The 21537-nt window shown below is 59.3% G+C and carries 20 protein-coding genes, 1 tRNA gene and 1 pseudogene; 9 read left to right on the top strand and 13 right to left on the bottom strand.

From position 1 onward, the window contains the following. Nucleotides 1-35 precede the first annotated feature (35 nt). The 10 genes from glgA to ACQY47_RS00825 form a co-directional block, all read right to left on the bottom strand. A complete protein-coding gene (gene glgA, locus ACQY47_RS00870; protein ID WP_169986213.1) occupies nucleotides 36-1592 on the bottom strand; it encodes a glycogen synthase GlgA in 1557 nt (518 codons plus the stop codon). Between the two features lie 657 nt (nucleotides 1593-2249). Then, the gene (locus ACQY47_RS00865; protein WP_428554731.1) at nucleotides 2250-3200 is read right to left on the bottom strand and encodes a D-2-hydroxyacid dehydrogenase family protein; all 951 of its coding nucleotides are present in this window, start codon (nucleotides 3198-3200) and stop codon (nucleotides 2250-2252) included. 26 nt (nucleotides 3201-3226) lie between these two features. Next, entirely contained in the window at nucleotides 3227-4243 is a 1017-nt protein-coding gene (locus ACQY47_RS00860) for an alpha/beta fold hydrolase (protein ID WP_428554728.1), read from the bottom strand. A 44-nt stretch (nucleotides 4244-4287) separates the two neighbouring features. Then, nucleotides 4288-4731, bottom strand: a complete 444-nt coding sequence (locus tag ACQY47_RS00855; RefSeq protein WP_428554725.1) for a YqaA family protein — start codon at nucleotides 4729-4731, stop codon at nucleotides 4288-4290. Between the two features lie 3 nt (nucleotides 4732-4734). Then, nucleotides 4735-5181, bottom strand: a complete 447-nt coding sequence (locus tag ACQY47_RS00850) for a DUF411 domain-containing protein (protein WP_428554722.1) — start codon at nucleotides 5179-5181, stop codon at nucleotides 4735-4737. Nucleotides 5182-5293: 112 nt separating this feature from the next. Next, on the bottom strand, nucleotides 5294-5752 hold the full coding sequence (locus ACQY47_RS00845; RefSeq protein ID WP_017138908.1) for an SRPBCC family protein: 459 nt from the start codon (nucleotides 5750-5752) through the stop codon (nucleotides 5294-5296). Between the two features lie 90 nt (nucleotides 5753-5842). Continuing rightward, the gene (locus tag ACQY47_RS00840; RefSeq protein WP_017138907.1) at nucleotides 5843-7837 is read right to left on the bottom strand and encodes a methyl-accepting chemotaxis protein; all 1995 of its coding nucleotides are present in this window, start codon (nucleotides 7835-7837) and stop codon (nucleotides 5843-5845) included. 174 nt (nucleotides 7838-8011) lie between these two features. After that, on the bottom strand, nucleotides 8012-8908 hold the full coding sequence (locus ACQY47_RS00835; protein WP_428554719.1) for a calcium-binding protein: 897 nt from the start codon (nucleotides 8906-8908) through the stop codon (nucleotides 8012-8014). Nucleotides 8909-9091: 183 nt separating this feature from the next. Further along, the gene (locus ACQY47_RS00830; RefSeq protein WP_428554716.1) at nucleotides 9092-10627 is read right to left on the bottom strand and encodes a M91 family zinc metallopeptidase; all 1536 of its coding nucleotides are present in this window, start codon (nucleotides 10625-10627) and stop codon (nucleotides 9092-9094) included. Nucleotides 10628-10728: 101 nt separating this feature from the next. Then, the gene (locus tag ACQY47_RS00825) at nucleotides 10729-11640 is read right to left on the bottom strand and encodes an AraC family transcriptional regulator (RefSeq protein WP_099549675.1); all 912 of its coding nucleotides are present in this window, start codon (nucleotides 11638-11640) and stop codon (nucleotides 10729-10731) included. Nucleotides 11641-11742: 102 nt separating this feature from the next. Here ACQY47_RS00825 and ACQY47_RS00820 point away from each other — a divergent pair, with 102 nt between their 5' ends. From ACQY47_RS00820 to ACQY47_RS00800, 5 genes are read left to right on the top strand one after another with little or no spacing between them, the layout of a single operon-like run. Continuing rightward, a complete protein-coding gene (locus ACQY47_RS00820; protein WP_099549676.1) occupies nucleotides 11743-12303 on the top strand; it encodes a carboxymuconolactone decarboxylase family protein in 561 nt (186 codons plus the stop codon). Nucleotides 12304-12341: 38 nt separating this feature from the next. Further along, entirely contained in the window at nucleotides 12342-13403 is a 1062-nt protein-coding gene (locus ACQY47_RS00815; RefSeq protein ID WP_169986208.1) for an acyl-CoA dehydrogenase family protein, read from the top strand. Continuing rightward, nucleotides 13400-14203, top strand: a complete 804-nt coding sequence (locus ACQY47_RS00810; protein WP_428554711.1) for an ABC transporter ATP-binding protein — start codon at nucleotides 13400-13402, stop codon at nucleotides 14201-14203. Before ACQY47_RS00815 ends, ACQY47_RS00810 begins: the two co-directional genes overlap by 4 nt. Beyond that, entirely contained in the window at nucleotides 14190-15389 is a 1200-nt protein-coding gene (locus tag ACQY47_RS00805; RefSeq protein WP_170037586.1) for an ABC transporter substrate-binding protein, read from the top strand. The genes ACQY47_RS00810 and ACQY47_RS00805 overlap by 14 nt, the downstream gene beginning before the upstream one ends. Continuing rightward, nucleotides 15386-16147, top strand: coding sequence for an ABC transporter permease (locus ACQY47_RS00800; RefSeq protein ID WP_170037583.1), 762 nt, complete (start codon nucleotides 15386-15388; stop codon nucleotides 16145-16147). The genes ACQY47_RS00805 and ACQY47_RS00800 overlap by 4 nt, the downstream gene beginning before the upstream one ends. A gap of 47 nt (nucleotides 16148-16194) precedes the next feature. Here the strand turns inward: ACQY47_RS00800 and ACQY47_RS00795 are convergent, their stop codons facing one another. Further along, entirely contained in the window at nucleotides 16195-16338 is a 144-nt protein-coding gene (locus tag ACQY47_RS00795; RefSeq protein ID WP_428554707.1) for a hypothetical protein, read from the bottom strand. Between the two features lie 172 nt (nucleotides 16339-16510). Here ACQY47_RS00795 and ACQY47_RS00790 point away from each other — a divergent pair, with 172 nt between their 5' ends. Then, on the top strand, nucleotides 16511-16705 hold the full coding sequence (locus ACQY47_RS00790) for a hypothetical protein (protein ID WP_017138898.1): 195 nt from the start codon (nucleotides 16511-16513) through the stop codon (nucleotides 16703-16705). Nucleotides 16706-16732: 27 nt separating this feature from the next. Here the strand turns inward: ACQY47_RS00790 and ACQY47_RS00785 are convergent, their stop codons facing one another. Then, nucleotides 16733-17110 (bottom strand): fe2+ zn2+ uptake regulation protein, encoded by a 378-nt coding sequence (locus ACQY47_RS00785; protein WP_017138897.1) that lies wholly within the window; start codon nucleotides 17108-17110, stop codon nucleotides 16733-16735. 239 nt (nucleotides 17111-17349) lie between these two features. Here ACQY47_RS00785 and ACQY47_RS00780 point away from each other — a divergent pair, with 239 nt between their 5' ends. The 3 genes and pseudogenes from ACQY47_RS00780 to ACQY47_RS00770 form a co-directional block, all read left to right on the top strand. Further along, nucleotides 17350-19629, top strand: a complete 2280-nt coding sequence (locus ACQY47_RS00780; protein ID WP_428554703.1) for an acylase — start codon at nucleotides 17350-17352, stop codon at nucleotides 19627-19629. A gap of 212 nt (nucleotides 19630-19841) precedes the next feature. Then, nucleotides 19842-19915 (top strand) — tRNA-Cys (locus tag ACQY47_RS00775). A gap of 339 nt (nucleotides 19916-20254) precedes the next feature. Continuing rightward, nucleotides 20255-21043, top strand: a pseudogene (locus tag ACQY47_RS00770) (hypothetical protein); the annotation flags it as partial. A gap of 81 nt (nucleotides 21044-21124) precedes the next feature. Here the strand turns inward: ACQY47_RS00770 and ACQY47_RS00765 are convergent. Further along, a complete protein-coding gene (locus ACQY47_RS00765) occupies nucleotides 21125-21532 on the bottom strand; it encodes a tyrosine-type recombinase/integrase (RefSeq protein WP_428554700.1) in 408 nt (135 codons plus the stop codon). Between the last annotated feature and the right edge of the window lie 5 nt (nucleotides 21533-21537).

Raw genomic sequence — 21537 nt, 5'->3', positions numbered from 1 at the left:
GAAGACCTCCCTTTTTTGAAACAACAACCAAAAAATTACTTCGTGGGTTTCCCCAGGGCCTTGGCCACCAGTTGCTCGTAAAGCTCGGCGTAGGGTTCCACCGCCTGGCACCAGTTGAACGGTTGGGTCATGGAGCGGCTGCGCATGGCGTTAAGCAGGCCTTTATTGGCAAACACCCTGAACGCGCGGCTCAGTGCTTCTTTATAGCTCTCGACAGTGGACTCATTGAACAGGAAGCCGGTGACGCCATTTTCGATGGTGTCCGCCAAGCCGCCGGTATTGCGCGCCACCGGCAGCGAGCCGAAACGCTGGGCGTACATCTGGCTCAAGCCACACGGCTCATAGCGCGAGGGCATCAGCAGGAAATCGCTGCCGGCGAACATGCGCCGTGCATCGGTTTCGTTGAAGCCGATGCGCACCCCGACCTGGCCAGGAAAGCGCAGGGCGAGTTCGCGCATGGCGTGTTCTTCCTCCGGCTCGCCACGGCCGATGATGGCGATCTGGCCACCGTTCTCGACAATAAAGCTGCTGACCGCTTCGGTCAGGTCCAGGCCTTTTTGGTACACCAGCCGTGATACCACCGCGAACAGCGGGCCGCTGGACTCGTGCAGGCCGAACAGTTCGCGCACATGGGCGGCGTTCACCGCCTTGCCTTCCCAGTCGCCAATATTGAAGTTATGGGTCAGATGCGTGTCGGTGGAGGTTTCCCAGCTCTCGTCGATGCCATTGGGAATCCCGCTGAGCAGGCCTTGCTGGGTCTTGCTGGCGAGGAAGCCGTCGAGGCCACAGCCGAATTCCGGGGTGGTGATTTCCTGGGCGTAGGTCGCACTCACGGTGGTGATATGGCTGGAATACGCCATGCCCGCCTTGAGGAACGACATCTTGCCGTAGAACTCCATGCCTTCCTGTTGCAGGGCATGGGGTGGAATGCCCAATTCCGGGGTCGACGCCAGGCTGACCACCCCCTGGTAGGCGAGGTTATGAATGGTGAACAGCGTGGGGGTGCGCGACCCACGCCAGTGCATATAAGCCGGCGCCAGGCCAGCCGGCCAGTCATGGGCGTGCACCAGGTCCGGGCACCAGTGGATCTGCGCCAGGTTGGCGGCCATGTCGGCGGCGGCCAGGCCCAGGCGAGCGAAACGGATATGGTTGTCCGGCCAGTCGCGGCCATTGTTGGCGCCGTAGGGCGTGCCTTCACGCTCGTAGAGCTCGGGGCAGATCAGCACATAGATGACCAGGCCATCCTTGAGGTCCATGCGCCCGATCTTGCACGGCGGCAGCGCTGCGTGCCCGCCCAGCTCGCCAATGATATGGATCGGGTTGTCACTTTCCATTACCTGCGGATAGCCCGGGATCAACACGCGCACATCATGCAGGTGCGCCATGGCGCGGGGCAGGGCAGCGGAGACGTCGCCCAGGCCGCCGGTTTTCACCAGGTCGGCGAATTCGGACGTCACAAACAGGACTTTCTTACGATTAGGGTTCTGACTCACGATCGGCCGCACAGTGTTGGGCAGGTCGGCCAACGAAGTCGGTCCCCCTGCCGGCTGACTAAAACGCTCTCCCTGAGTATCGACTGCAGCACTGATCATAGTTCTCTCCTACATGTTTGGTCGGCTGATGGCCCGCTGCCATCGGCTCCGATTGGCCACATCCTGCGGCCAGGCGCACAAGCACAGTACAAGCTGGCAAGGCGTATGCCAGTTGCACCCATTGCGAAAAAAGAGTGGATGGACGGGCGTTCGGCTGAAGCGCCTGCGCTCGTCTCCCTTAAAAACTTGACCTGCGGCAGAGTTGTAAAGTTTCGATTTTTTGCGGGGTTTTTGTTTTGAAACGGACCCATCGGTCATCAGTCTAGGACAGATCCCAGAGACTGTACGGTTTCTAGGGGGTTTTTGTAGGACAAAAAACTTGTAACGATATGCACCGTTCGGAACTTGCGGTGATTCTGGGAGAACGGCGGGTAATTGAAGTGAAAAGAGCTGTTGTGGCCAGCAGGCTTGTTGTGGCGAGCAGGCTTGCCCTGCGTTGGAGCGCGCAGCGCTCCCAAATTGCTCAATCGGTGCATCAGATAGACGGGGTGTGCTCATTATGGGGCTGCTGCGCAGCCCAACGCAGGGCAAGCCTGCTCGCCACAACAAGCCTGCATGCCACAACAAGCTTGCATGCCACAACAAGCCTGCATGCCACAACAAGCTTGCATGCCACAACAAGCCTGCATGGCAAGACAAGCTTGCTTGCGATACCGCTTATAGGCTGCGAATCGGCGTCCCGCTGGCCCAGGCCTGAATGTCCTCGATCATCTGCTGATAAAACTGCCGATAATTCTGTTCACTCACATACCCGACGTGGGGTGTGGCCAACACATTCGGCAAGCGCCGGAAGGGATGATCAGCCGGTAGTGGCTCTTCGCTATACACATCCAATGCGGCCCCCGCCAGTCGCCCGGCCGATAACGCCTCGATCAGCGCCTGCTCATTCACAATCGGCCCACGTGAGGTATTGACCAGGCGCGCACTCGGTTTCATCCAACCCAGCGCCTGCGTATCCACCAGGCCGCGACTGCGCTCACTGAGTACCAGATGCACGCTCAGAATATCCGCCTGTTCGAACAACTCACGCTTGCTGACCCAGCTCACACCCGCCTCTGCGGCCCGCTCCGGCGTAAGGTTCTCGCTCCAGGCAATCACGCGCATGCCAAATGCCTGGCCAAACTGCGCAACCTTCTGGCCGATGCTGCCCAGTCCGAGAACCCCCAGGGTTTTGCCATACAGATCGCCACCCAGCCCGACCTGCCAACCGCCGGCGCGCAGTGAGTTGGCTTCGGCCAGCAGGTTGCGGGTCGAGGCCATGATCAGCGCCCAGGTTAACTCCGGCGCCGCCTGCTTGTAGCTGTCGGTGCCGCACACCTGGATGCCCAGGGCTTTAGCGGCGGCTATGTCGATAGCCGCGTTGCGCATGCCGCCGGTCACCAGCAGTTTCAGCTTGGGCAGGCCTTGTAACAGGGCCTGATCGAAGGTCGAGCGCTCGCGCATCAGGCAAATCACGTCGAACCCCTGCAAACGTTCAACCATCGTGGCGGTATCGGCGGGGTAATCGTGCAGAAAATGCACCTGGCCCACCGCCGCCAATGCCGACCAATCCACCACACCACTGGCCACATTCTGCCAATCATCAATGACTGCGATCTGTACCGACATTCAGGAGTGCCTCGAAAAAGGTTGAATTAAAGGGTGTTTAACCCCTGTAACAGTGCCTTATGAAACTGCGCCGGTTCTTCCATCTGCGGTGCGTGGCCCAGGCCCGGGAACTCCACCAGGGTCGCATGGGGGATCAGCTTGGCCACCTGCTTGCCCAGCACGTCGTAGTGACCGAGCCTGGCCTTGACCGCCGGCGGCGCGATATCGCTGCCAATGGCGGTGGTGTCGGACGTGCCGATCAACAGCAGCGTGGGCATCTGCAAATCCTTGAACTCGTAGTACACCGGCTGGGTGAAGATCATGTCGTAAATCAGCGCCGAGTTCCATGCGACCTGGGTATGGCCCGGGCCATTATTGAGGCCGGCAAGCATGTCGACCCAACGTTCGTATTCCGGCTTCCAGCGCCCGACGTAGTAAGTGTTGAGTTCATACTGGCGAATGCCGTCGGCGCTGAGTTTCAACTCGCGCTCATACCACTGGTCGACGCTGCGATACGGTACGCCCAAGGCTTTCCAGTCTTCCAGGCCGATGGGATTGACCATTGCCAACTGCTCGGTTTGTTGCGGATACAGCAGTGCATAACGGGTGGCGAGCATGCCGCCGGTGGAATGGCCGATGAGGGTGGCCTTCTGAATGCCGAGTTTCTCCAACAGTTGGTGGGTGTTGATCGCCAGTTGCTGGAAGCTGTACTGGTAGTGGTCCGGTTTGCTGGAGGTGCAAAACCCGATCTGGTCCGGCGCGATCACACGGTAACCCGCTTCGCTCAAGGCCTTGATCGAATCTTCCCAAGTGGCGCCGCAAAAGTTCTTGCCGTGCATCAACACCACGCTGCGGCCATTGGCACGGCCCTTGGCGGGCACGTCCATATAACCCATTTGCAGGGTTTTGCCTTGGGACTGGAAACTGAAATGTTCGACCGGGTAAGGGTATTGAAAGCCTTGCAGCTCGGGGCCATAGGCAGTGGCAAGGGGGGCAGCGGCGAGGGCGGGAGCGGCGCTCGCCGTGAGCAGGCCGGTGATGCAAAAGGCGCGGATTAGCGACATGAACAGGGCTCCGGAAGGAATGCCCGGATGCTGTTGCGAGGGGATTAAGTGGGGATTAACACCCAGTGCAGGGTCAGCGCCGCCAGCACGCTATAACGCAGGCTCTTGGCCAGCGTGACCAACAGCAAAAACCGCCACAGCGGTTCGCGCATTACCCCAGCGACCAAGGTCAGCGGGTCACCGATGATCGGCACCCAACTGAGCAATAACGTCCAGTGCCCCCAGCGTTCGTAATGGCGACTGGCCTTGTCGAGCTGCTTTGCGCTGACCGGAAACCAGCGGCGATCCTTGAAGTGTTCAACCCAGCGGCCCAGCCACCAATTGACCACCGACCCCAGGACATTGCCCACCGTCGCAATACCCAGCAGCAGCCACAGGCCATAGTGGCCGCTGAGCAATAAGCCAACCAACACGGCTTCCGATTGCAGTGGTAACAAGGTTGCTGCGCCAAAGGCGGCAAAAAACAGCCCCAGGTAACCGGCGAGCATTAATCAGTGGGCCGGGTAGTCAGCCACCACCACATCCTGACCGTCGCGCGTCAGGCCGATGACCTGGTAGGTCTCGCGGCGGTCACCCATTTCCATACCGGGCGAGCCCATGGGCATGCCGGGCGCGGCAATGCCTAGCAGATCATCACGTTTGCGCAGTGCCAGCACCTGCTCGGCGGGCACATGGCCTTCGACGAACTTGCCGTCGATCACGGCGGTATGGCACGAGCCCAGGCGCGGCGCTACGCCCAGGCGCTGCTTGACGGCGCTCATATCGGCTTCGACATGGTCATTAACCTTGAAACCGTTGGTTTCAAGGTGACTGATCCATTTTTTGCAGCAACCGCAGTTGGCGTCGCGGTGCACGTCGATTGGGATCAGGTCGGCCGCCTGGGCCAGTGTGGTGGTGAACAGGGCGCAAAGTAGGGCCAGTCGCAGGGGGTTTTTCATGTGGGGCTCGTGGGCAAGAGGACGGCGTCGGGATTTTGCGGCGATCATGACGACGTCATCGCAGGCAAGCCAGCTCCCACAGGGTGAGCGGGGTGCCAGTAATGTTTCTAAATTATACGAAAGCCGCGTTTTCAAGGCGGTGCTTGAGTTGGTCCAGCGCAATGGTCGACAGGTCGATCATGCGCGCGTGCAAGGTGGCCAATTGCAATTCGGTCTCGTAGGTGAGCACCCGTTTGAACAGCGTGCCGCCACGGTGGGGTTGTAGGAAGTAGTGAATCGAACCGTCTACCGCGAGGGAGGTGAACACGGTCTTGAATTCACTGGGGCGGCGGGCGATTTGTACGCGATAGCTCATGGGGACGCGCACGCCCAGCAGGTCGATGATTTCGGTAAAGCGCGTGCCGGCCGGCAGTGAGCCGGTGGTGCCGGTGTCGGCACTCAGGGAGGTGGGGTGCCACTCGTGCCAGCGATCCGGCTGGGTCACATAGTCGTAGATGACCTCGATTGGCGCCTGGATAAAGCGTTCCTGACTGATCCGCTCCAAGCGGGCCGAATGCTCAGCTGCATGCATGACACACCTCCTGTGTGGCGAGAGTTTGTCCTGAGAGCTGTCAGAATAGTCCCACTCCCGCGCATTGCACGGGAGTGTCTCAGTCTTTTATCAGCGCACCTTGAAGCGGCCCATCAATGCAATGACCCGGCCATTGGCATCCAACAGGCTCTGAGTGTTGGTTTGGGTGGCGTGGCCACTTTCTACCAACTCATCGACCATCTGTCGGATCTGCACCATGCTGCGGTTGATCTCCTCGGTCACTGCGCTTTGCTGCTCGGCCGCCGTGGCGATCTGGGTGCTGAGGTTATTGATATGGCTGACGGAACCGGCCATCTCATCCAGCCCGGTGTTCACCCGCGCCGTGGCATCCGCCGCCGACTGGCAACTGGCCTGGGTGTTTTCCATGGCCGCCACCGACGAACTCACGCCGGTGGTCAGGCGTGCGAGCATTTCGTTGATCTGCGAGGTGCTGGCCTGGGTGCGTGCCGCCAGCGCCCGTACTTCATCGGCCACCACCGCAAAACCACGGCCTTGCTCGCCAGCCCGCGCTGCTTCAATGGCTGCGTTAAGCGCCAGCAGGTTGGTCTGGCCGGCAATCGCGCCGATCACACCGAGGGTTTCGGTGATGCGTGCCGCGTCCTGGCGCATGGCCTCCACGGTGTGGGTGGCGCTGGCGACTTCGCCGATCAAGGCGCTGACACTGGTGGACGCTTCGCCCACCACCACGCGGGAGCGGTCGGCATGCTCGTTGGCGCGCTGGGTGAACGAGGCGGTTTCCGCCGCGTTTTGCGCGACGGTGTCGGCAGTCGAGCTCATTTGCGTGATGGCGGTGACGGTCTGGTCGGTCTCCGAGGCGTGGCGCACCAGGATCTGGTTGGTGTGGGCCGATGTCTGCTGCAGTTGCGCCAGGCTCGACGACATGGCGCCCGTGGCCTGGGTCACTTCACCAATCATGTTCTGCAGGTAGACGATAAAGTGGTTGACCGAATGGCCGATGGCGCCCAGTTCGTCTTCGGCGCGAATGGTGATGCGCCGCGTCAGATCGGCGTCGCCGGCTGACAAGGCATCGATATTGGTCTTCAACGACTTCATGCGCTGCACCAGTTGGCGGATCGCAAAAGCGGCCAGCAGCACCAGCAGCAACACCATGGGGATTTGTATCAGGGCCAGGCTGCCGAGCACGTCATCGCGTTGGGCGGTGATCAACGAGGTCGGCAGGGCGGTGGCGAGGAACCACGGCGTGCCCTCGATCGGGCGCAGGTAGAAGGTGCTGGCCACGCCTTGGTTGTCGAACTCGTTACGCACAAGCCCTTGGTCACGATGGGCCAGGGCTTTACTCACTTGGGCGGCAAACGCCGAGGTGCTGGCCAGTTCGCTGATGTTCTTCAACACCACCGGGCCGCTGATGCGCGAACTGTTGCTGATGATCTTGCCGTCGCCTTCAACGATCAGCATCTGACCGCCGATGTCTTTTTCCTTGCTGGCCACCAGCTCATTGAAGAACCCCAGGGTTACGTCAATGGTGGCCACGCCATAGGCTGCGCCATCGCGCTGAATGGCCATGGCACAATTGGTGCGTGGCTCCTGGCTGGCGTCGTCCTTGTAGGCGGCGGCCCAGGCGCACTGGCCGCGCGGCGAGGCGAGGCCGCCTTTGTACCAGCTCTGGTCGTAGTAGTTGGGCGCAGCGTCGCTGTTCCAGAACGTGTTGACCGCCAGTTTGCCCGACGCATCACGGTGCCAGAAGGTGCTGAACTTGTTGCGCCCTGGGGCGCGCTGGTTGGGCAGTGGCCAGATACCGCCGCCGAAGACTTTCAGCTCGCCATACTGGTCCACCAGGCCGGGCAGCACCTTGTCGATGGCATCGCTGTCGAGCAGGGGAATGGTTTGGGTGATGCTGCGTTGTTGGGCTTGAACCTTGTTCAGTTCGCCCTGGATGCGCTCAGCCACTTCGGCGACGCGGTTGAGCACCACCTGTTCTTCGGTATGGCGCAGCGTGGGGGCCACCAACTGGCCGATACCGACGACGGTCAACACCAATATCAGCAGGACGAACAGCACCAGAAACAAGGTGTAGCGGGTTTGGATGGAGCGCAGAGGGGGCATGGGATCGTCCTTACGAAGCGTTATTATCGACGCGGCTTTGTTAGAGCTTCGTAGGGCTATCGGCTTGGGGAGAAGGAGCTTTAGGTACGATGGTGCAAAGTTGTTGGGTGAGCGGCGACCTTGCTGGCGTTTGCTGCAAGGTCACCGAATGGAGCCGCGGTTAGCCGAACAACTCTATTCGTCAGCCTTACCCGGCTTCACCTCAGTGAAAGTTGAACCTTGGGTGCGGTCGAACTGATCATTGGCTCCGGCGACAATGCTGTCCTGGCTCGAGTTATGCAAAATGCGGTCGTTACCCTCGCCGGTGAAAAAGTGCGTGCGGTCATAGCCCCACAAGCGGTCATCACCGTTGCCGCCATGCAGATAATTGTCTCCGCTACCGGCCATGAGTGTGTCGTTGCCATCGCCACCGTCCAGCTTGCTCCATTTGTGCGCATCGCTGAACCCGGCCTCGAGAACATCGTCACCCTCGTCGCCGATTAGGACGCTATTGCCGGTACCACCGTAGAGCCTGTCATCTCCTTCGTTACCTTCTGCATAGCCAAAGTTACTGCCCAGCCGCAGGGTGTCGTTACCGCGTTGCCCGCTAAGGCCGGTAACGCCTCCGCCGGCCTGGAGTGTGTCGTTGCCATCGCCACCCTCAATGAACACGTAATGCTTGACGTCATCATCGATGATAACGCTGTCATCACCGCCATTTGTTTTGATGAACAGACTGTTGTTCAAGCTTTGTTGTGGCGGGATATCCACCACATACGACTGGCCATTCACGATGAACTGCAATTTGTCCCCTGGCCAACTGCGTACGCGGAGGGTGTCGGCGTCGTTGCCGGTTTCCACCAGCAGTCGATTGGCAACAATCTTCGGTTTATCAGGGTACGCCGTGCTCCAGGTGATTTCCCGGCTGAAGGTCACATCGCCCTTTTTGAGCAGTTCATGTGTTCTAACGTCTCGTGCGCCTGGCGCCAGGTCAGACGGTGGGTCATAGGGGGAGCGTGTGGGTGTGACCGGCTCGACGCGGGGTACAAGGTGACCCGGGGTTGTTGGGGCGTAAGCGTAGGGAACGAGCATAGTGATGTCCTTCGATGACCAGAGTAGAAACCTGACAGAATTTCAGGGCTTCTCTTTACGTGGACGATCGAGGCGCAAGCGTTCCTGGCAATCGCGCAGAGCTTGCGTCTGGATATTTCGCTCGCCCTTTGATGGTTTCAAGCGTCACCTGGCTTGTGCGAAGTGACGCTCGAACGTAAAGGGTCAGACCAGGTAGCTCTTGCGTAAAGGCCGGCCCATCTCACGGTGCATGCCGTTTTCCGTGAAGTGTTCGGGGTTGATGGTGGTGGGCGGGGTAGAGGGGTCGTTGTCAAAGTCAAAAGGCTGTGCGGTGCTGCCCGGTAAACCTACGACCTGAAACTCAACGTTTTTGACTGCGCGTGTAAACGCAGGATCATACGCCGACCTCTCCGAGGTTTGGCCGGGTAGGTTCGTCCCAGTCGCGCCATTGTAGGCATGCCCGATTTCATGCACTAAACCAACGACTGGAGGTATAAACAGCAGGCCTCTCTCATCGCCTAAAACAGTCGGATCGTAATACACCACCCCCGCGTCGGCACGTGAGCCGGGCCGGTTGTGGGCGATCACGCCGTATCTTGGGTCCTCAGCACTTATGTTGCGCTCACCGGCGCGCTGAACTCGGCCCAGTTCGCGGCTGCGAAACAAGTAGTGGCTTCCATCGCTCGACGCCTGGATCTCAACCTTGCCCCCGGCTTTCAGCGCTTCCTTGTCCATGTCCCTGAGTATCTTTTGCCCATTGGGCGAGCTGCGCAGGAATTCGAAGTCGTCATCAACGTGCTGTTGGAATTCAGCGCGACCACTGACTTTGAAACCATCATTACCCGCGAAGCTTGATTTTACCTCGACAAATTTCGAACCCTGAGACCGGTCGTAGGCGTCTCCAGCTTTCGCATAAATAAGATCGCCAGGTCGGTTATTCCAGATCCGATCCCGGCCTTTACCCGTGTAAAAAGTCGTACGATCTGACCCCATTAGCTCATCGTTACCCTTGCCGCCGTGAAGCACAGTATGCCCGCTGCCGGCGTACAGGTGGTCGTCGCCGTTGCCGCCATCAACATAGCTTTGCTTGCCAGCCGGCCCTATACCGGCATAGAGGCGATCCTTGCCGTTGCCACCGTAAATGACCGTATTGCCGGTGCCGCCGACGATCAGGTCGTCACCGTCATTGCCTTCGGCGTAGCCTGTTCCCGAACCCAGCCAAAGCTTGTCGTCACCTGCACCGCCCAACGCCCTGGTCCTGCCTGCCCCGGCGATAAAGGTGTCATTCCCATCACCGCCTTCAAACGTGACGGGGTTATCGACTGTTGGGCTGATGGTCAGATCGTCACGACCGCCATTGGTTTTGATATGCAATTCAATGGGCTCACCGTTTTTACCCTTGGCGTCGAAACGGTACGACTTACCATTGATCTGCACCTGCAGCCCGCCGGCGGGGTTATTGCCGATATGGAGCGTGTCGGCGGCATTACCGGTTTCGAGTGTCAGGGTGACGCGCTCGATTTTAGGGGGTTGGGTATAGATGTCCCATTTAGCCTGTTGGGTGATTTTTACGTAGCCATCATCGATTAATGTCTCGGATTTGGTCCGAGTTCGGCCAGTACCAGGGGCGTAAAAATCCGGAGTGTTATAAATCGACTCTCCTGGCGCAGGGCCTGTTGTGTGGTGTGTGTTAGCGCGATTGCCAGGCTGCGGGGCGTAAGCGAGCGAGGTAGAAGTCATAGTGCCAATGCCTGTGAGTCATGGACTCGTTGTGTGGAATCAACCCGCAACACAGCTCCATCTCTTACAGCCGAAGGTAAGCACCCCGACATCCCTGTTTGCTAATTCCGCCATTGACCTTTGCGATAAGCCCCAGGCTGCTGGCCGGTGGTCTTGTAGAACGCCCGAGTAAACGCTGCCACCGACTGATAACCCACTGCCAGTGACACATCGGCCACGGTCATGTCTTCTTTGAACAGGCGGCAGGCATGGCGCATGCGCATCATCAACAGCACCTGCCCCGGCGATTGCCCGCACAGCTCGCTGAAACGCTTGAAAAATGCCGAGCGCGACAAACCGGTGCAGGCTGCCATGCTTTCCAGGGTCCATGGGTCTGCCGGTCGGGCGATCAATTGCTCGAGCAACTCGGCGAACGCCGGTTGTCGGCCCAGTGCCGCCAGACCGCCCAGTTCGCTGTTATCGATGACTTGCTGACGCAGCACATATAGAAACAATAAATGGCACAAACGCTCGAGCAATGCCGAGGAGGGCGCCGGGACGCGCTCGCACTCTTGCAGGATCAATTCGAACAGATTACGCGCAGCAGTAAGCGATGGGTCGCCAGCGCGCAGGATGATCCAGGCGGGCAAACCGTCGACGATCATCGCCGACAAACCGGAATGGAAGTGAAAAAAACCGCAGACCAGGCCGACGCCATCGTCGGCGTTGCTGTCCAGCGCCAGCATCGGTCGGCGCGGGCATTCCTGTGCTGCCGCGGCCGTGGCCTCGCCAGACAGCCGATACTCGAGGTCACGCAGCAGAAACACCGCATCACCATTATTCAGGTGATGGGGAAGGGGTTCGCCGTCAATATGCAACCAGCATTGGCCCTGCACAATCAGGTGGAAACTCGCGCTGGCCAGCCCATGGGTGCTGGCATGCCACGCGCCGCAATAGCGGCCGACATGGAACAGGCTGGTGTTGAGTTCGAGGCTGTCTAATAACCAATCAACGAGCGCACTGGACGAATTCATCTAACGGAAAGACTCTAGAGCAAGTAATCGCTACTTTAGCCTATTGAGGCGTTTTTTTATAACCAACAGACTTAGGCGATGAACCCATCAGGAGACCACTCCATGTCCCGTGTACCGTTGCTCACCCCCGAAACCGCTCCGGAAGCGGCCAAGCCCTTCCTGGAAAATGCCCTCAAAGGCTCGGGTTTCATTCCCAACCTGCTCGCCGTGTTGGCCAATGCACCGGCGGCGCTGGAAACCTACATCACCGTGTCCGGACTCAACGCCAAGTCTGAGCTTAGCCTGGCCGACCGCGAAGTGGTGCAGCTGATTGCCGCCACCACCCACGGCTGCGATTTCTGCGTGGCCGGCCATACTGCCGTGGCACGCAATAAAGCCAAGCTGCCCGAAGACGTGATTGACGCCCTGCGCCAGCGCGGTGAATTGCCCAACGCCCGTTATGAGACACTCGCCGCCTTCACCCGCGAAGTGATCGCCACCCGTGGCGATGTCAGCGACGCGGGTTTTGAAGCGTTCCGCGCCGCCGGTTATACCGAGGGCCAGGCGCTGGAAGTTATTTTGGGCGTCAGCCTGGCAACCCTGTGCAACTTCGCTAACGTGTTTGCCCGTACCCCGCTGAACCCGGAGCTGGCGCAATACCGTTGGGAAAAACCGGCAAGCTGAATCGGCGATGGTCCACCTGCTGTAAAAAGGAGAAACGAATGCTTGACCCAATCTTGAGCCGTTGGCTCGATGTTCAAGCGCAGGCCCTGGATGTGGGCAGTTGCGATCCACAGGAAGTGCTGCCAAGGCTGGCAGAGTCGAATGTATTAAGCATTGGCGTGCCCAAGGCGCTGGGCGGCTTGGGCGGTGATGTGACGGGCGCGGTGGAAGCCATTGCCAACGTGGCCAGCCATTCCCTGGCGGCGGCGTTTGTGTGCTGGGGCCAGCGCTCTTTTATCGAATATTTGTTGCAGAGCCCGAATGAGCGGCTGCGCGAGCAACTGTTGCCGGACCTGCTCAGCGGCAAGCTGGCCGGGGCCACCGGGCTGTCGAACGCGATGAAATTTTTGTCCGGCATCGAGACCTTGCAAATCAGCGCGGAGCCGACCGAAGACGGTTGGACCCTTAATGGCCGCCTGCACTGGGTGACCAACCTGCGCAAGAACGGTTTTGTTGCGGCGGCGGCGATTGAGCATGCCGGCGGCGGCGCGCCGTTTATCCTGGCCATCCCGGATTCGGTCGCAGGGCTGCAGCGTTCGCGTGACCTGGAACTGATGGGCCTGCAATCGAGCAATACCGCGGCCCTGGGCCTGGAAGGCGTGGAGCTGAGCCGCGACTGGTTGCTGCATGAAGATGCACGCAAGTTTCTGCCGGCTGTGCGCCCGGCGTTCCTGGGGTTGCAGTGCGGCATGTCCATTGGCCTGGCGCGGCGCTCACTGGCGGAAGTGGCCAACCATTTGGGCTCCTCACGCACGGTGTTGCGTGACGAGTTGGAAGCCTTGCGAGCGACCCTCGATCACCTGGTCACAGAACTCAAAGGCGGCCTGTTGGCCGGTCGTTTTGCCGTCGAGCCGGTGCCCTTGTTCAAACTGCGCATCGCCCTGGCCGAAACCGCCGCCAGCGCGGTGCAGCTGGAACTCCAGGCCAGCGGCGGCAAGGCCTACCTTACCGCCCATGGCAGCGGCTTTGCACGGCGCTGGCGCGAGTCGGCCTTTGTGCCGATCGTGACGCCAAGCCTGGTGCAACTGCGCACCGAGCTGCACCGTCAGGCCAACCTATGAGTCAGGCGGTACTGAGCGCCGAGGGTATTTGCCTGGGCTATGCCAGTGGGCCGGTGTTGCAAGGGTTTGATTTGCAGCTGCAGCCGGGCGAAGTGGTGTCGATCCTCGGCCCCAGCGGCGTGGGTAAATCCAGCCTGTTGCGCGTGCTGGCCGGTTTGCAGGCGCCGCAGGGCGGTAGCGTGCAGGTGCTGGGCGAGCCGCTGGCCGGGCCGCATCCACGGGTGGCAGTGGCGTTTCAAGACCCTAGCCTGTTGCCCTGGCTGAACCTGGAAAAGAACGTCGCCTTTGGCCTGGATTTCGCCCGTCAGCCGCACTTGAGCCTTGAGCAGCGCCGCCAGCGCGTCGACCACGCCATTGCGGCGGTCGGCCTGGAACATGCGCGTCAGCAGTTTCCAGCGCAGTTGTCCGGCGGCATGGCCCAGCGCACCGCGTTGGCCCGTTGCCTGGCCCGCCAGCCGCAGGTGTTGCTGCTGGATGAGCCGTTCGGCGCGCTGGATGAAGTCACCCGCGCCGACATGCAGCACCTGCTGCTCAAGGTCAACCGCGAGCAGGGTTCGGCCGCGGTATTGATTACCCACGACATCGACGAAGCGCTGCTGTTGTCCGACCGTATCCTGCTACTGGGCAACCGCCCGGCGCGGACCTTGGGCGAATGGCGCATCGATTTGCCGCAACCGCGCGAAGAGCAGGTTGAAGCCATCGGCGCGTTGCGTATCGAGATCCTGAAAACCTTACGGCAGGCGAGCCGCCCTCAACCCAACCCCATTGACCAACAGGAGTTTTCACATGTGTCTGGATGACCTTACGCACTCGCGCCGTGACTTTCTCAAACTCTCGGCGGTGCTCAGTGCCGCCGGTGCCTTGCCGCTGCTCAGCAGCCTGCAAGCCCGCGCCGCCAGCGAGCCGGACGCGCCTGTACGCATCGGCTATTTGCCGATCACCGACGCCACGCCCTTGCTGGTGGCGCATAACAACGGTTTGTTCGAGGCCGAAGGCATCAAGGCCGAGCGCCCGGTGCTGTTGCGCAGTTGGGCGCAGGTGATCGAGGCGTTTATTTCCGGGCAGGTCAACGTGATTCACTTGCTGTCGCCGATGACGGTATGGGCGCGCTACGGCAGCAAGGTGCCGGCCAAAGTCGTGGCCTGGAACCATGTCGGCGGTTCGGGCCTGACGGTTTCGCCGGGCATTACCGAGGTGAAGCAATTGGGCGGCAAGTCGGTGGCGATTCCGTTCTGGTACTCGATCCACAACGTAGTGGTGCAGCAACTGTTCCGCGACAACGGCCTCACGCCAGTAGCGCGTGCCGCCGGCGCTGCGATTGCGGCCAATGAAGTCAACCTGATCGTGTTGCCGCCTTCGGATATGCCGCCTGCATTGGCGAGCAAGCGCATCGACGGCTATATCGTCGCCGAGCCGTTCAACGCCCTCGCGGAAAACCTCAAGGTCGGTCGCGTGCAGCGCTTTACTGGCGATGTGTGGCGCAACCACGCCTGCTGCGTGGTGTTCATGCACGAGCATGACCTGACCAACCGCCCGGAGTGGTCGCAGAAGGTGGTCAATGCCATCGTCAAGGCGCAGGTGTGGACTCGCGAGAACCGCGAAGAGGCGGTGAAGCTGCTGTCCAAGGACGGCCCGAACCGCTATACACCGCACGCCGAACCGGTGTTGAGCAAGGTGCTGGCCCCGGCCGCCGCCGACCGTGCCGCGTACCTGGCTGACGGCGCGATCCAGCATGCCAACTGGGACGAGCATCGCATCGACTTCCAGCCGTACCCATTTCCCAGCTACACCGAGGAATTGGTACGGCGCTTGAAGGACACTTTGATCGAAGGCGACAAGAAATTCCTCGCTGACCTGGACCCAACGTTCGTGGCCAAGGACCTGGTGGACGACCGCTTCGTGCGCAATGCCATCGAATCCGTGGGCGGTATGAAAACCTTCGGCTTGCCCGACGGTTACGAACGGCACGAGGAGATCGGCGTTTGAACAACGGCAGAATCCCTGGCTGGTGGCTGGGGCTGAGTGGTTTGGCCGGCTTGCTGTTGCTGTGGTGGCTGGGCGTGAAAGTGTTTGGCGATACCGATGGCTTGTCGGCGCGCTTTTCGCTGGCGGCAACGGCAAGCAGCTTGTGGGAATTGCTCGGGCGCAGCGAGCTGTACCTGCACATCGCGGTGAGCCTGAAGCGCATATTCGTTGGGCTGTTTCTGGCCTTGTTGGTCGGTGTGCCGTTGGGGCTGCTGGTGGGCAGTTCGCGCAACCTGGAGGCTGCCACCACACCGGCGTTCCAGTTTCTGCGGATGATCTCGCCACTGTCCTGGATGCCCATTGTGGTGATGTTGATGGGCGTGGGCGACCAACCGATCTACTTCCTGCTGGCGTTTGCCGCGGTGTGGCCGATCATGCTCAATACCGCCGCTGGCGTACGCCAGTTGGACCCGCGCTGGTTGCAACTGAGTAAAAGCCTCAGCGCCACGCGCTGGGAAACCCTGCGACGGGTGATCATTCCCGGCGTAGTCGGGCATGTGTTGACCGGCGTGCGCCTGGCCATTGGCATTTTGTGGATCGTGCTGGTGCCGTGCGAAATGCTTGGGGTGAGCGCGGGGCTGGGGTATTACATCCTCGACACGCGTGACCGCCTGGCGTATTCGGAGTTGATGGCGATGGTGGTGGTGATCGGCTTGCTGGGGTTTGCGCTGGATGCCTTTGCGCGCTGGCTATATCAACGGTGGGTGCACGCAGGCTGACTGCAGGCGTCTCGCTTTGCTCACTGCAAAGCGAGACGCGCGTGATGTCAGCGACGCTCGTAGCCACGGCCGCCATCGTAGCGATGGTCGTGGTCGTGCCAGCCGCCACCGCCGCCACGTGGGAAAAAGAAGCAGCCGCTCATGGTCAACATGATCAGCAATGGAATCAACAGTGTGATTCGACGGAGCATTTTCAAATCCTCTAAAGTACCGACAGGTTCAATCAGGCGCGGAACAAGCCAAAATTTCTCAGCGCCTGTAACATATGACCCTGCCGAACCGGTGCCATCCCCGTAACCGGGTATGTGCTTGGCATGCTCGGCGATACAAAGTGGATACATTCTTAAGCTTCAGGAACCCGTCATGACCCAAAAGCAACGTTTGAAATATTCGATTCTGATCGCCCTGACAGTACTGGCGTCGATGTTTGGCCTGTCTTATCTGCAAAACACCGGCGTGATCAGCGAAAAAACGTTCCAGTACCTGGCGATTGCGATTGCCGTCGTGGTAGTGGTGATCAACGGCATCATGCGTCGCAAGGTCAAGCCTCACTTCTGATGCCTGCTGGAGCGCCGGGCGAAAGCGTCAGGCGCGACCGTCGAGCACTTTGGCAGCCTCTGCATGGAGGCTGTAGCTCTTATCGGCATTGAGGGTGATCACGCCCTCGCTGCACAGGCGCTTCAGCACCTCGCGCACACTGAGAAACGACAACGGAATGCCCAGCTCCAGCAAATGACTGTGCACGCCGCGCACGCCCAATGTGCGCTGGTTGTCGGCAGCAGTGAGGAGGGCGTCAATGACCTTCAGCCGGATCAGGCTGGTGCGCAAACCGAAGCACTTGAGCAAATGGCGGATACGCTGATTGCCGTGCTCCGGCGCTTTGCCGAACGCTTGTGCGCCGCCGCCGTAATTGGCGTCGGCAGCCGGTGAATGTCCATCCATGGGCGGTTGCGGGTTGTACATGCAAAAAACTCCTTATCAGAGCCTGATCAGGAAAATGATGGCGCTCTTATTTGAATAAGACGAACGAGCGAGCGAAATCATGAAGTCCTGGATGTAGAAATTTTGTCGGTATCCGCTTTGTCACACGTCGACCGCCCTTAAAAAACACCCGCTGCGGCTAAATTATTCCCGGTTACCTGCGTTCTTACGGTGGGGTCGTTGCCCCCTGTAAGGGTGTCCAAATTGACTGTGGAGCTTGCGTGATTATTTCCAACCGGTTGTCCAAGGCGTGCGTGGCAGGGCTGTTGCTGGGGCTGAGCCTGAATGCTTCAGCGCGTGAACAGGTGACACAGGCTTCAGCCGAGATTCGCCGCACCACCTTCGGCGTGCCGCACATCCGCGCCAACGATGAGCGTGGCTTGGGTTACGGTATTGGTTACGCGTATGCGCAAGACAACCTGTGCCTGCTGGCCAATGAAGTGGTCACGGTGAACGGCGAGCGTGCGCGGTTTTTCGGCCCGGACCAGGCGACCCTCGAAGAGCGCAACAACCTGGCCAGTGATGTGTTTTTCAACTGGCTGAATACGCCCCAGGCGGTTGCCGCATTCTGGAAGGCGCAAACCCCACAGATGCAGCAGCGCATCGAAGGCTATGTCGCCGGCTACAACCGTTATCTGAAAGAGCAGGGCGCACCGACCCAGTGCCACGCCACGTGGGTGCGCCCGTTGGTCGTGGACGACCTGGTCAAGCTGACCCGCAGGCTGCTGGTGGAAGGCGGTGTCGGCCAATTCGCCGAAGCCCTGGTCGGCGCCACGCCGCCTAACGCCACTGCCGCTGTGCCGTCGAGCATGAAGGCCTTTGAACTGGCAGCAGCCAATCAACAACGCTTCAGCCTCGACCGTGGCAGCAACGCCGTGGCCGTGGGCCGTGATCGTTCATTTAATGGCCGTGGCATGCTGCTGGCCAACCCGCATTTTCCGTGGGTCGGTGGCATGCGTTTTTATGAGATGCACCTGACCATCCCGGGCCAACTGGACGTGATGGGCGCAGCACTGCCGGGTTTGCCGGTGATCAATATCGGCTTTAACCAGCACGTGGCCTGGACCCACACGGTGGACACATCCAAGCATTTCACTCTGTATCGGCTGACCCTCGATCCCAAGGATTCCACGCGTTATCTGCTGGATGGGAAATCCATCGCTATGGAGCATCGTGCGGTGAAGGTCCAAGTCAAACAACCCGATGGCAGCCTCAAAGAGGTCACTCATACGGTCTACAGTTCGCAATTCGGCCCCGTGGTGCAATGGCCCGGCAAGCTCGACTGGGACAGCCACTACGCCTTCAGCCTGCGCGACGCCAACCTGGGTAACGACCGCGTGCTGCAACAGTGGTACGCGATGAACCGCGCCACCAGCCTTAAAGAACTGCAAACCTCGGTGCACACCCTGCAAGGCATACCGTGGGTCAATACCGTGGCCGCCGACGACCAGGGCCAGAGCCTCTACATGAACCTGTCGGTGGTGCCCAACGTCAGCGCAGCCAAACTGGCGCAATGCAGCGACCCTCGCGCGGGCCTGCAAATGATCATGCTCGACGGCGCCCACAGCGCCTGCGCCTGGGACGTTGACCCGCGTGCAGCGCAACCTGGCATCTTCGCTGCCGACCAGTTGCCGCAACTGCAACGCACCGACTACGTGCAACACTCCAACGACTCGGCGTGGCTGGCCAACCCCAAGGCGCCACTCACCGGCTTCTCCCCGGTGATCAGCCAGGACCACATCGGCCTCGGCCCACGCGCACGCTTCGCCGTGCAGCGCCTGCAATCCCTGGAGAAGCAACCGATCAGCGTGGCCGACCTGCAAAACATGGTCATGGACAACGAGGTGTACCTCGCCAGCCAGGTCATGCCAGACCTGCTCGAATATTGCGCCAAACATCTGGGCACTGACGCCGCCGCACTGCAACCGCTGTGTTCCAGCCTGAAAGCCTGGGACCAGCATGCCAACCTCGACAGCGGCATCGGCCTGGTGCACTTCATTAACCTGGTCGAACACCTGCAACAAATCCCCGACGCCTGGCGCGTCGCCTTCGACCCGGCGCAGCCGTTGACCACACCGCGTGGCCTGGCCATCGACCGCATCGAGGTGGCCAAAGCCCTGCGCGAAGCCATGCTGGCCTCCAGTGAAGAGGTCAGTAAACTCAAGGCCACGCGCTGGGGCGACATCCAGGTCAGCGGCCAAACCCCCATGCACGGCGGCCCGCAACAGCTGGGCATCTACAACGCCATGCAAACCGTGCCCCGCGCCGACGGCAAACGCGAAGTCGTCAGCGGCACCAGCTACCTGCAAATCGTCACCTTCGACGACAAAGGCCCCCAGGCACTGGGCGTGCTGGCCTTCTCCGAATCCAGCAACCCCGCATCCAAACACGCCAAGGACCAGACCCAAGCCTTCTCCGAGAAAAAGCTGCGCGCGCTGCCCTTCACCGAAGCCCAGATCAAGGCCGACCCGCACTATCAGCAGCAGCGCATCCAGGAGTAGGGCAGGCCCGCAACCCCTTGATGGCAATACGAAATATTTTTGAAATCAAGGGGTTGCAGGCAAAAGCAAATGCGTACATAATGGCGCCCATCGAACGCAACGAAGCATTTAAAACTTCAATGCATTCAATGAGTTAGAGTAGAGGCAGGGTTTTACAGCCCACTCAAGTTTTTATGCGGTGAATGTCAGCAGTCAGGACGTTGATCGTTTGAGGCCGAGTAGCAAAATGGTTATGCAGCGGATTGCAAATCCGCCTACGCCGGTTCGATTCCGACCTCGGCCTCCACTCTTAAAGCCCCGTAGATCAATGGTCTACGGGGTTTTTTAATGCCTGCGATTTAGGAACCATTCCGCAATTTTTGGCATGCGTTCCGCAACTAGAACCTGATTCCTGCATAAAAACAGGAGCGCTCAACGAAACGGGATGTCCGTAACTGAGCGCGATGATAGCTCTGAATTCATTACTTGATTTGATCCCGTGATGGCTCGCATGATGGCAGCTGGAAAGGCCGCGAGGCATACGGTCGAAGGAGCTGCAACCACAAGGGGGTGAGGGCCTAATGAAACTAGTTGACGATGCGATAGAAATCCTAAGTGATGCAAAGCAGCCGTTGGCGAATGCTTTTTTAAGGCTCAATTTATTGCCCATAAGCTTCAGAATAAAGATTTTGCAAAGTGGGTTAAGAATGAAATACAGGGGTATGCAAACGAAGATAATATTCCTAATTGTCGCGCCTCATATTTAACTCCATTTGGTAACGTTGAGAACGGAGTTAAACGTTATACAAACTATAGATTGCCAATTGGCGGTATGTCTGAAGAGATGATCGAACAGTTTTTGGTTTATCGGTACACTCAAAGCATTGCGGTAATTGAAGATTTTTCCAAAAAGGCCGATGATCTCAACGTAAACATAGATCACCGTGTTTTCCCTTATCTGCGGCAAGGAATTGAAAAGTCATTCGGGATCTCAAGCGCTTGGGGAAAGCCTCCGGCAGGCTGTTTTGAGCAAATTCTAAATGAGGCAAGATCTAGATTGCTGGATTTTTTATTAAATCTTGAAAATGTATTGCCTGAGACTAACGCGGGCGCTGACCCCAAGGTCATGCCAAAGATTGAAGGGCTAAGTGAAATGTTCAAAGGCGCTGTTTTTGGTGATGGTGCGAATATAGGTTTGGCTATAGGTGAGGGGAATCAAGCATCACATAATAAGTCAACGGTTGGCGTAAAGGATTTGCCAGCTTTGATTCGTGAGCTAAGAAGAAACAAGGTTGCAGAAGTGGATGTGGCAGAGTTGCAGGTTGCCATTAACGACGATGACCTCAATGCGGAATCAGATAGCAAGAATTTTGGTCCTGGCGTACGCGCTTGGCTGGCGGGCATGATTTCTAAAGCGGGTACTCCGGCGTGGTAGATACCGGCTCAGGTCGGAGCCGGCGTGCTGACGTCTGCATTGACTAAGTTTTTTGGGATGTGAGTTGTCGAGCGGATTAAATCACTTCGTTGTTTTAACTATTTCCCCGACGCGTCGATAGACCTTTTTGGTCATCTCTTCCGTGGTGTGGCCAAGCAGGCGGCTGGCATGTGTCAGCTCAATCTCGCTGGCTGCTTTCGGGCGGATGTCCTTGAACTGGAACTGGCACATCAGCACTGCCAGGGCAGCATCGCCGTCGGCGCCTGCTTTGACGGCAGCTTTCTCGCGGGCTTCGTCCCAGCGATTGCGCAGCATCTGCTGGCTCATCCGAAGGCCGGATGTGTTGGTGATCAGCATAGATGTTTTTATGCCGCTGAGGGCTCGGCGTTCCTGCAGATCATTGATAAAGGCGCTCAGTCCGGACTGAACACCTTCGTCCGCCAGGCGTAGGCGAAGTTTCTTCGCGGTCTTGCCCTGTTTGACCAGCAAGAAAA

This window comes from Pseudomonas edaphica (assembly GCF_965277385.1).
Lineage (GTDB): Bacteria > Pseudomonadota > Gammaproteobacteria > Pseudomonadales > Pseudomonadaceae > Aquipseudomonas > Aquipseudomonas edaphica.
Note: the sequence above shows the minus strand (reverse complement) of the source record. Positions and strands in the feature narration are given on the sequence as shown.

Excerpts from the sequence above, each read along its gene's own strand:
- glgA (WP_169986213.1), bottom strand. The coding sequence starts at position 1,592 with ATGATCAGTGCTGCAGTCGATACTCAGGGAGAGCGTTTTAGTCAGCCG.
- ACQY47_RS00865 (WP_428554731.1), bottom strand. The coding sequence starts at position 3,200 with ATGTCGGTACAGATCGCAGTCATTGATGATTGGCAGAATGTGGCCAGT.
- ACQY47_RS00860 (WP_428554728.1), bottom strand. The coding sequence starts at position 4,243 with ATGTCGCTAATCCGCGCCTTTTGCATCACCGGCCTGCTCACGGCGAGC.
- ACQY47_RS00855 (WP_428554725.1), bottom strand. The coding sequence starts at position 4,731 with ATGCTCGCCGGTTACCTGGGGCTGTTTTTTGCCGCCTTTGGCGCAGCA.
- ACQY47_RS00850 (WP_428554722.1), bottom strand. The coding sequence starts at position 5,181 with ATGAAAAACCCCCTGCGACTGGCCCTACTTTGCGCCCTGTTCACCACC.
- ACQY47_RS00845 (WP_017138908.1), bottom strand. The coding sequence starts at position 5,752 with ATGCATGCAGCTGAGCATTCGGCCCGCTTGGAGCGGATCAGTCAGGAA.
- ACQY47_RS00840 (WP_017138907.1), bottom strand. The coding sequence starts at position 7,837 with ATGCCCCCTCTGCGCTCCATCCAAACCCGCTACACCTTGTTTCTGGTG.
- ACQY47_RS00835 (WP_428554719.1), bottom strand. The coding sequence starts at position 8,908 with ATGCTCGTTCCCTACGCTTACGCCCCAACAACCCCGGGTCACCTTGTA.
- ACQY47_RS00830 (WP_428554716.1), bottom strand. The coding sequence starts at position 10,627 with ATGACTTCTACCTCGCTCGCTTACGCCCCGCAGCCTGGCAATCGCGCT.
- ACQY47_RS00825 (WP_099549675.1), bottom strand. The coding sequence starts at position 11,640 with ATGAATTCGTCCAGTGCGCTCGTTGATTGGTTATTAGACAGCCTCGAA.
- ACQY47_RS00820 (WP_099549676.1), top strand. The coding sequence starts at position 11,743 with ATGTCCCGTGTACCGTTGCTCACCCCCGAAACCGCTCCGGAAGCGGCC.
- ACQY47_RS00815 (WP_169986208.1), top strand. The coding sequence starts at position 12,342 with ATGCTTGACCCAATCTTGAGCCGTTGGCTCGATGTTCAAGCGCAGGCC.
- ACQY47_RS00810 (WP_428554711.1), top strand. The coding sequence starts at position 13,400 with ATGAGTCAGGCGGTACTGAGCGCCGAGGGTATTTGCCTGGGCTATGCC.
- ACQY47_RS00805 (WP_170037586.1), top strand. The coding sequence starts at position 14,190 with ATGTGTCTGGATGACCTTACGCACTCGCGCCGTGACTTTCTCAAACTC.
- ACQY47_RS00795 (WP_428554707.1), bottom strand. The coding sequence starts at position 16,338 with ATGCTCCGTCGAATCACACTGTTGATTCCATTGCTGATCATGTTGACC.
- ACQY47_RS00790 (WP_017138898.1), top strand. The coding sequence starts at position 16,511 with ATGACCCAAAAGCAACGTTTGAAATATTCGATTCTGATCGCCCTGACA.
- ACQY47_RS00785 (WP_017138897.1), bottom strand. The coding sequence starts at position 17,110 with ATGTACAACCCGCAACCGCCCATGGATGGACATTCACCGGCTGCCGAC.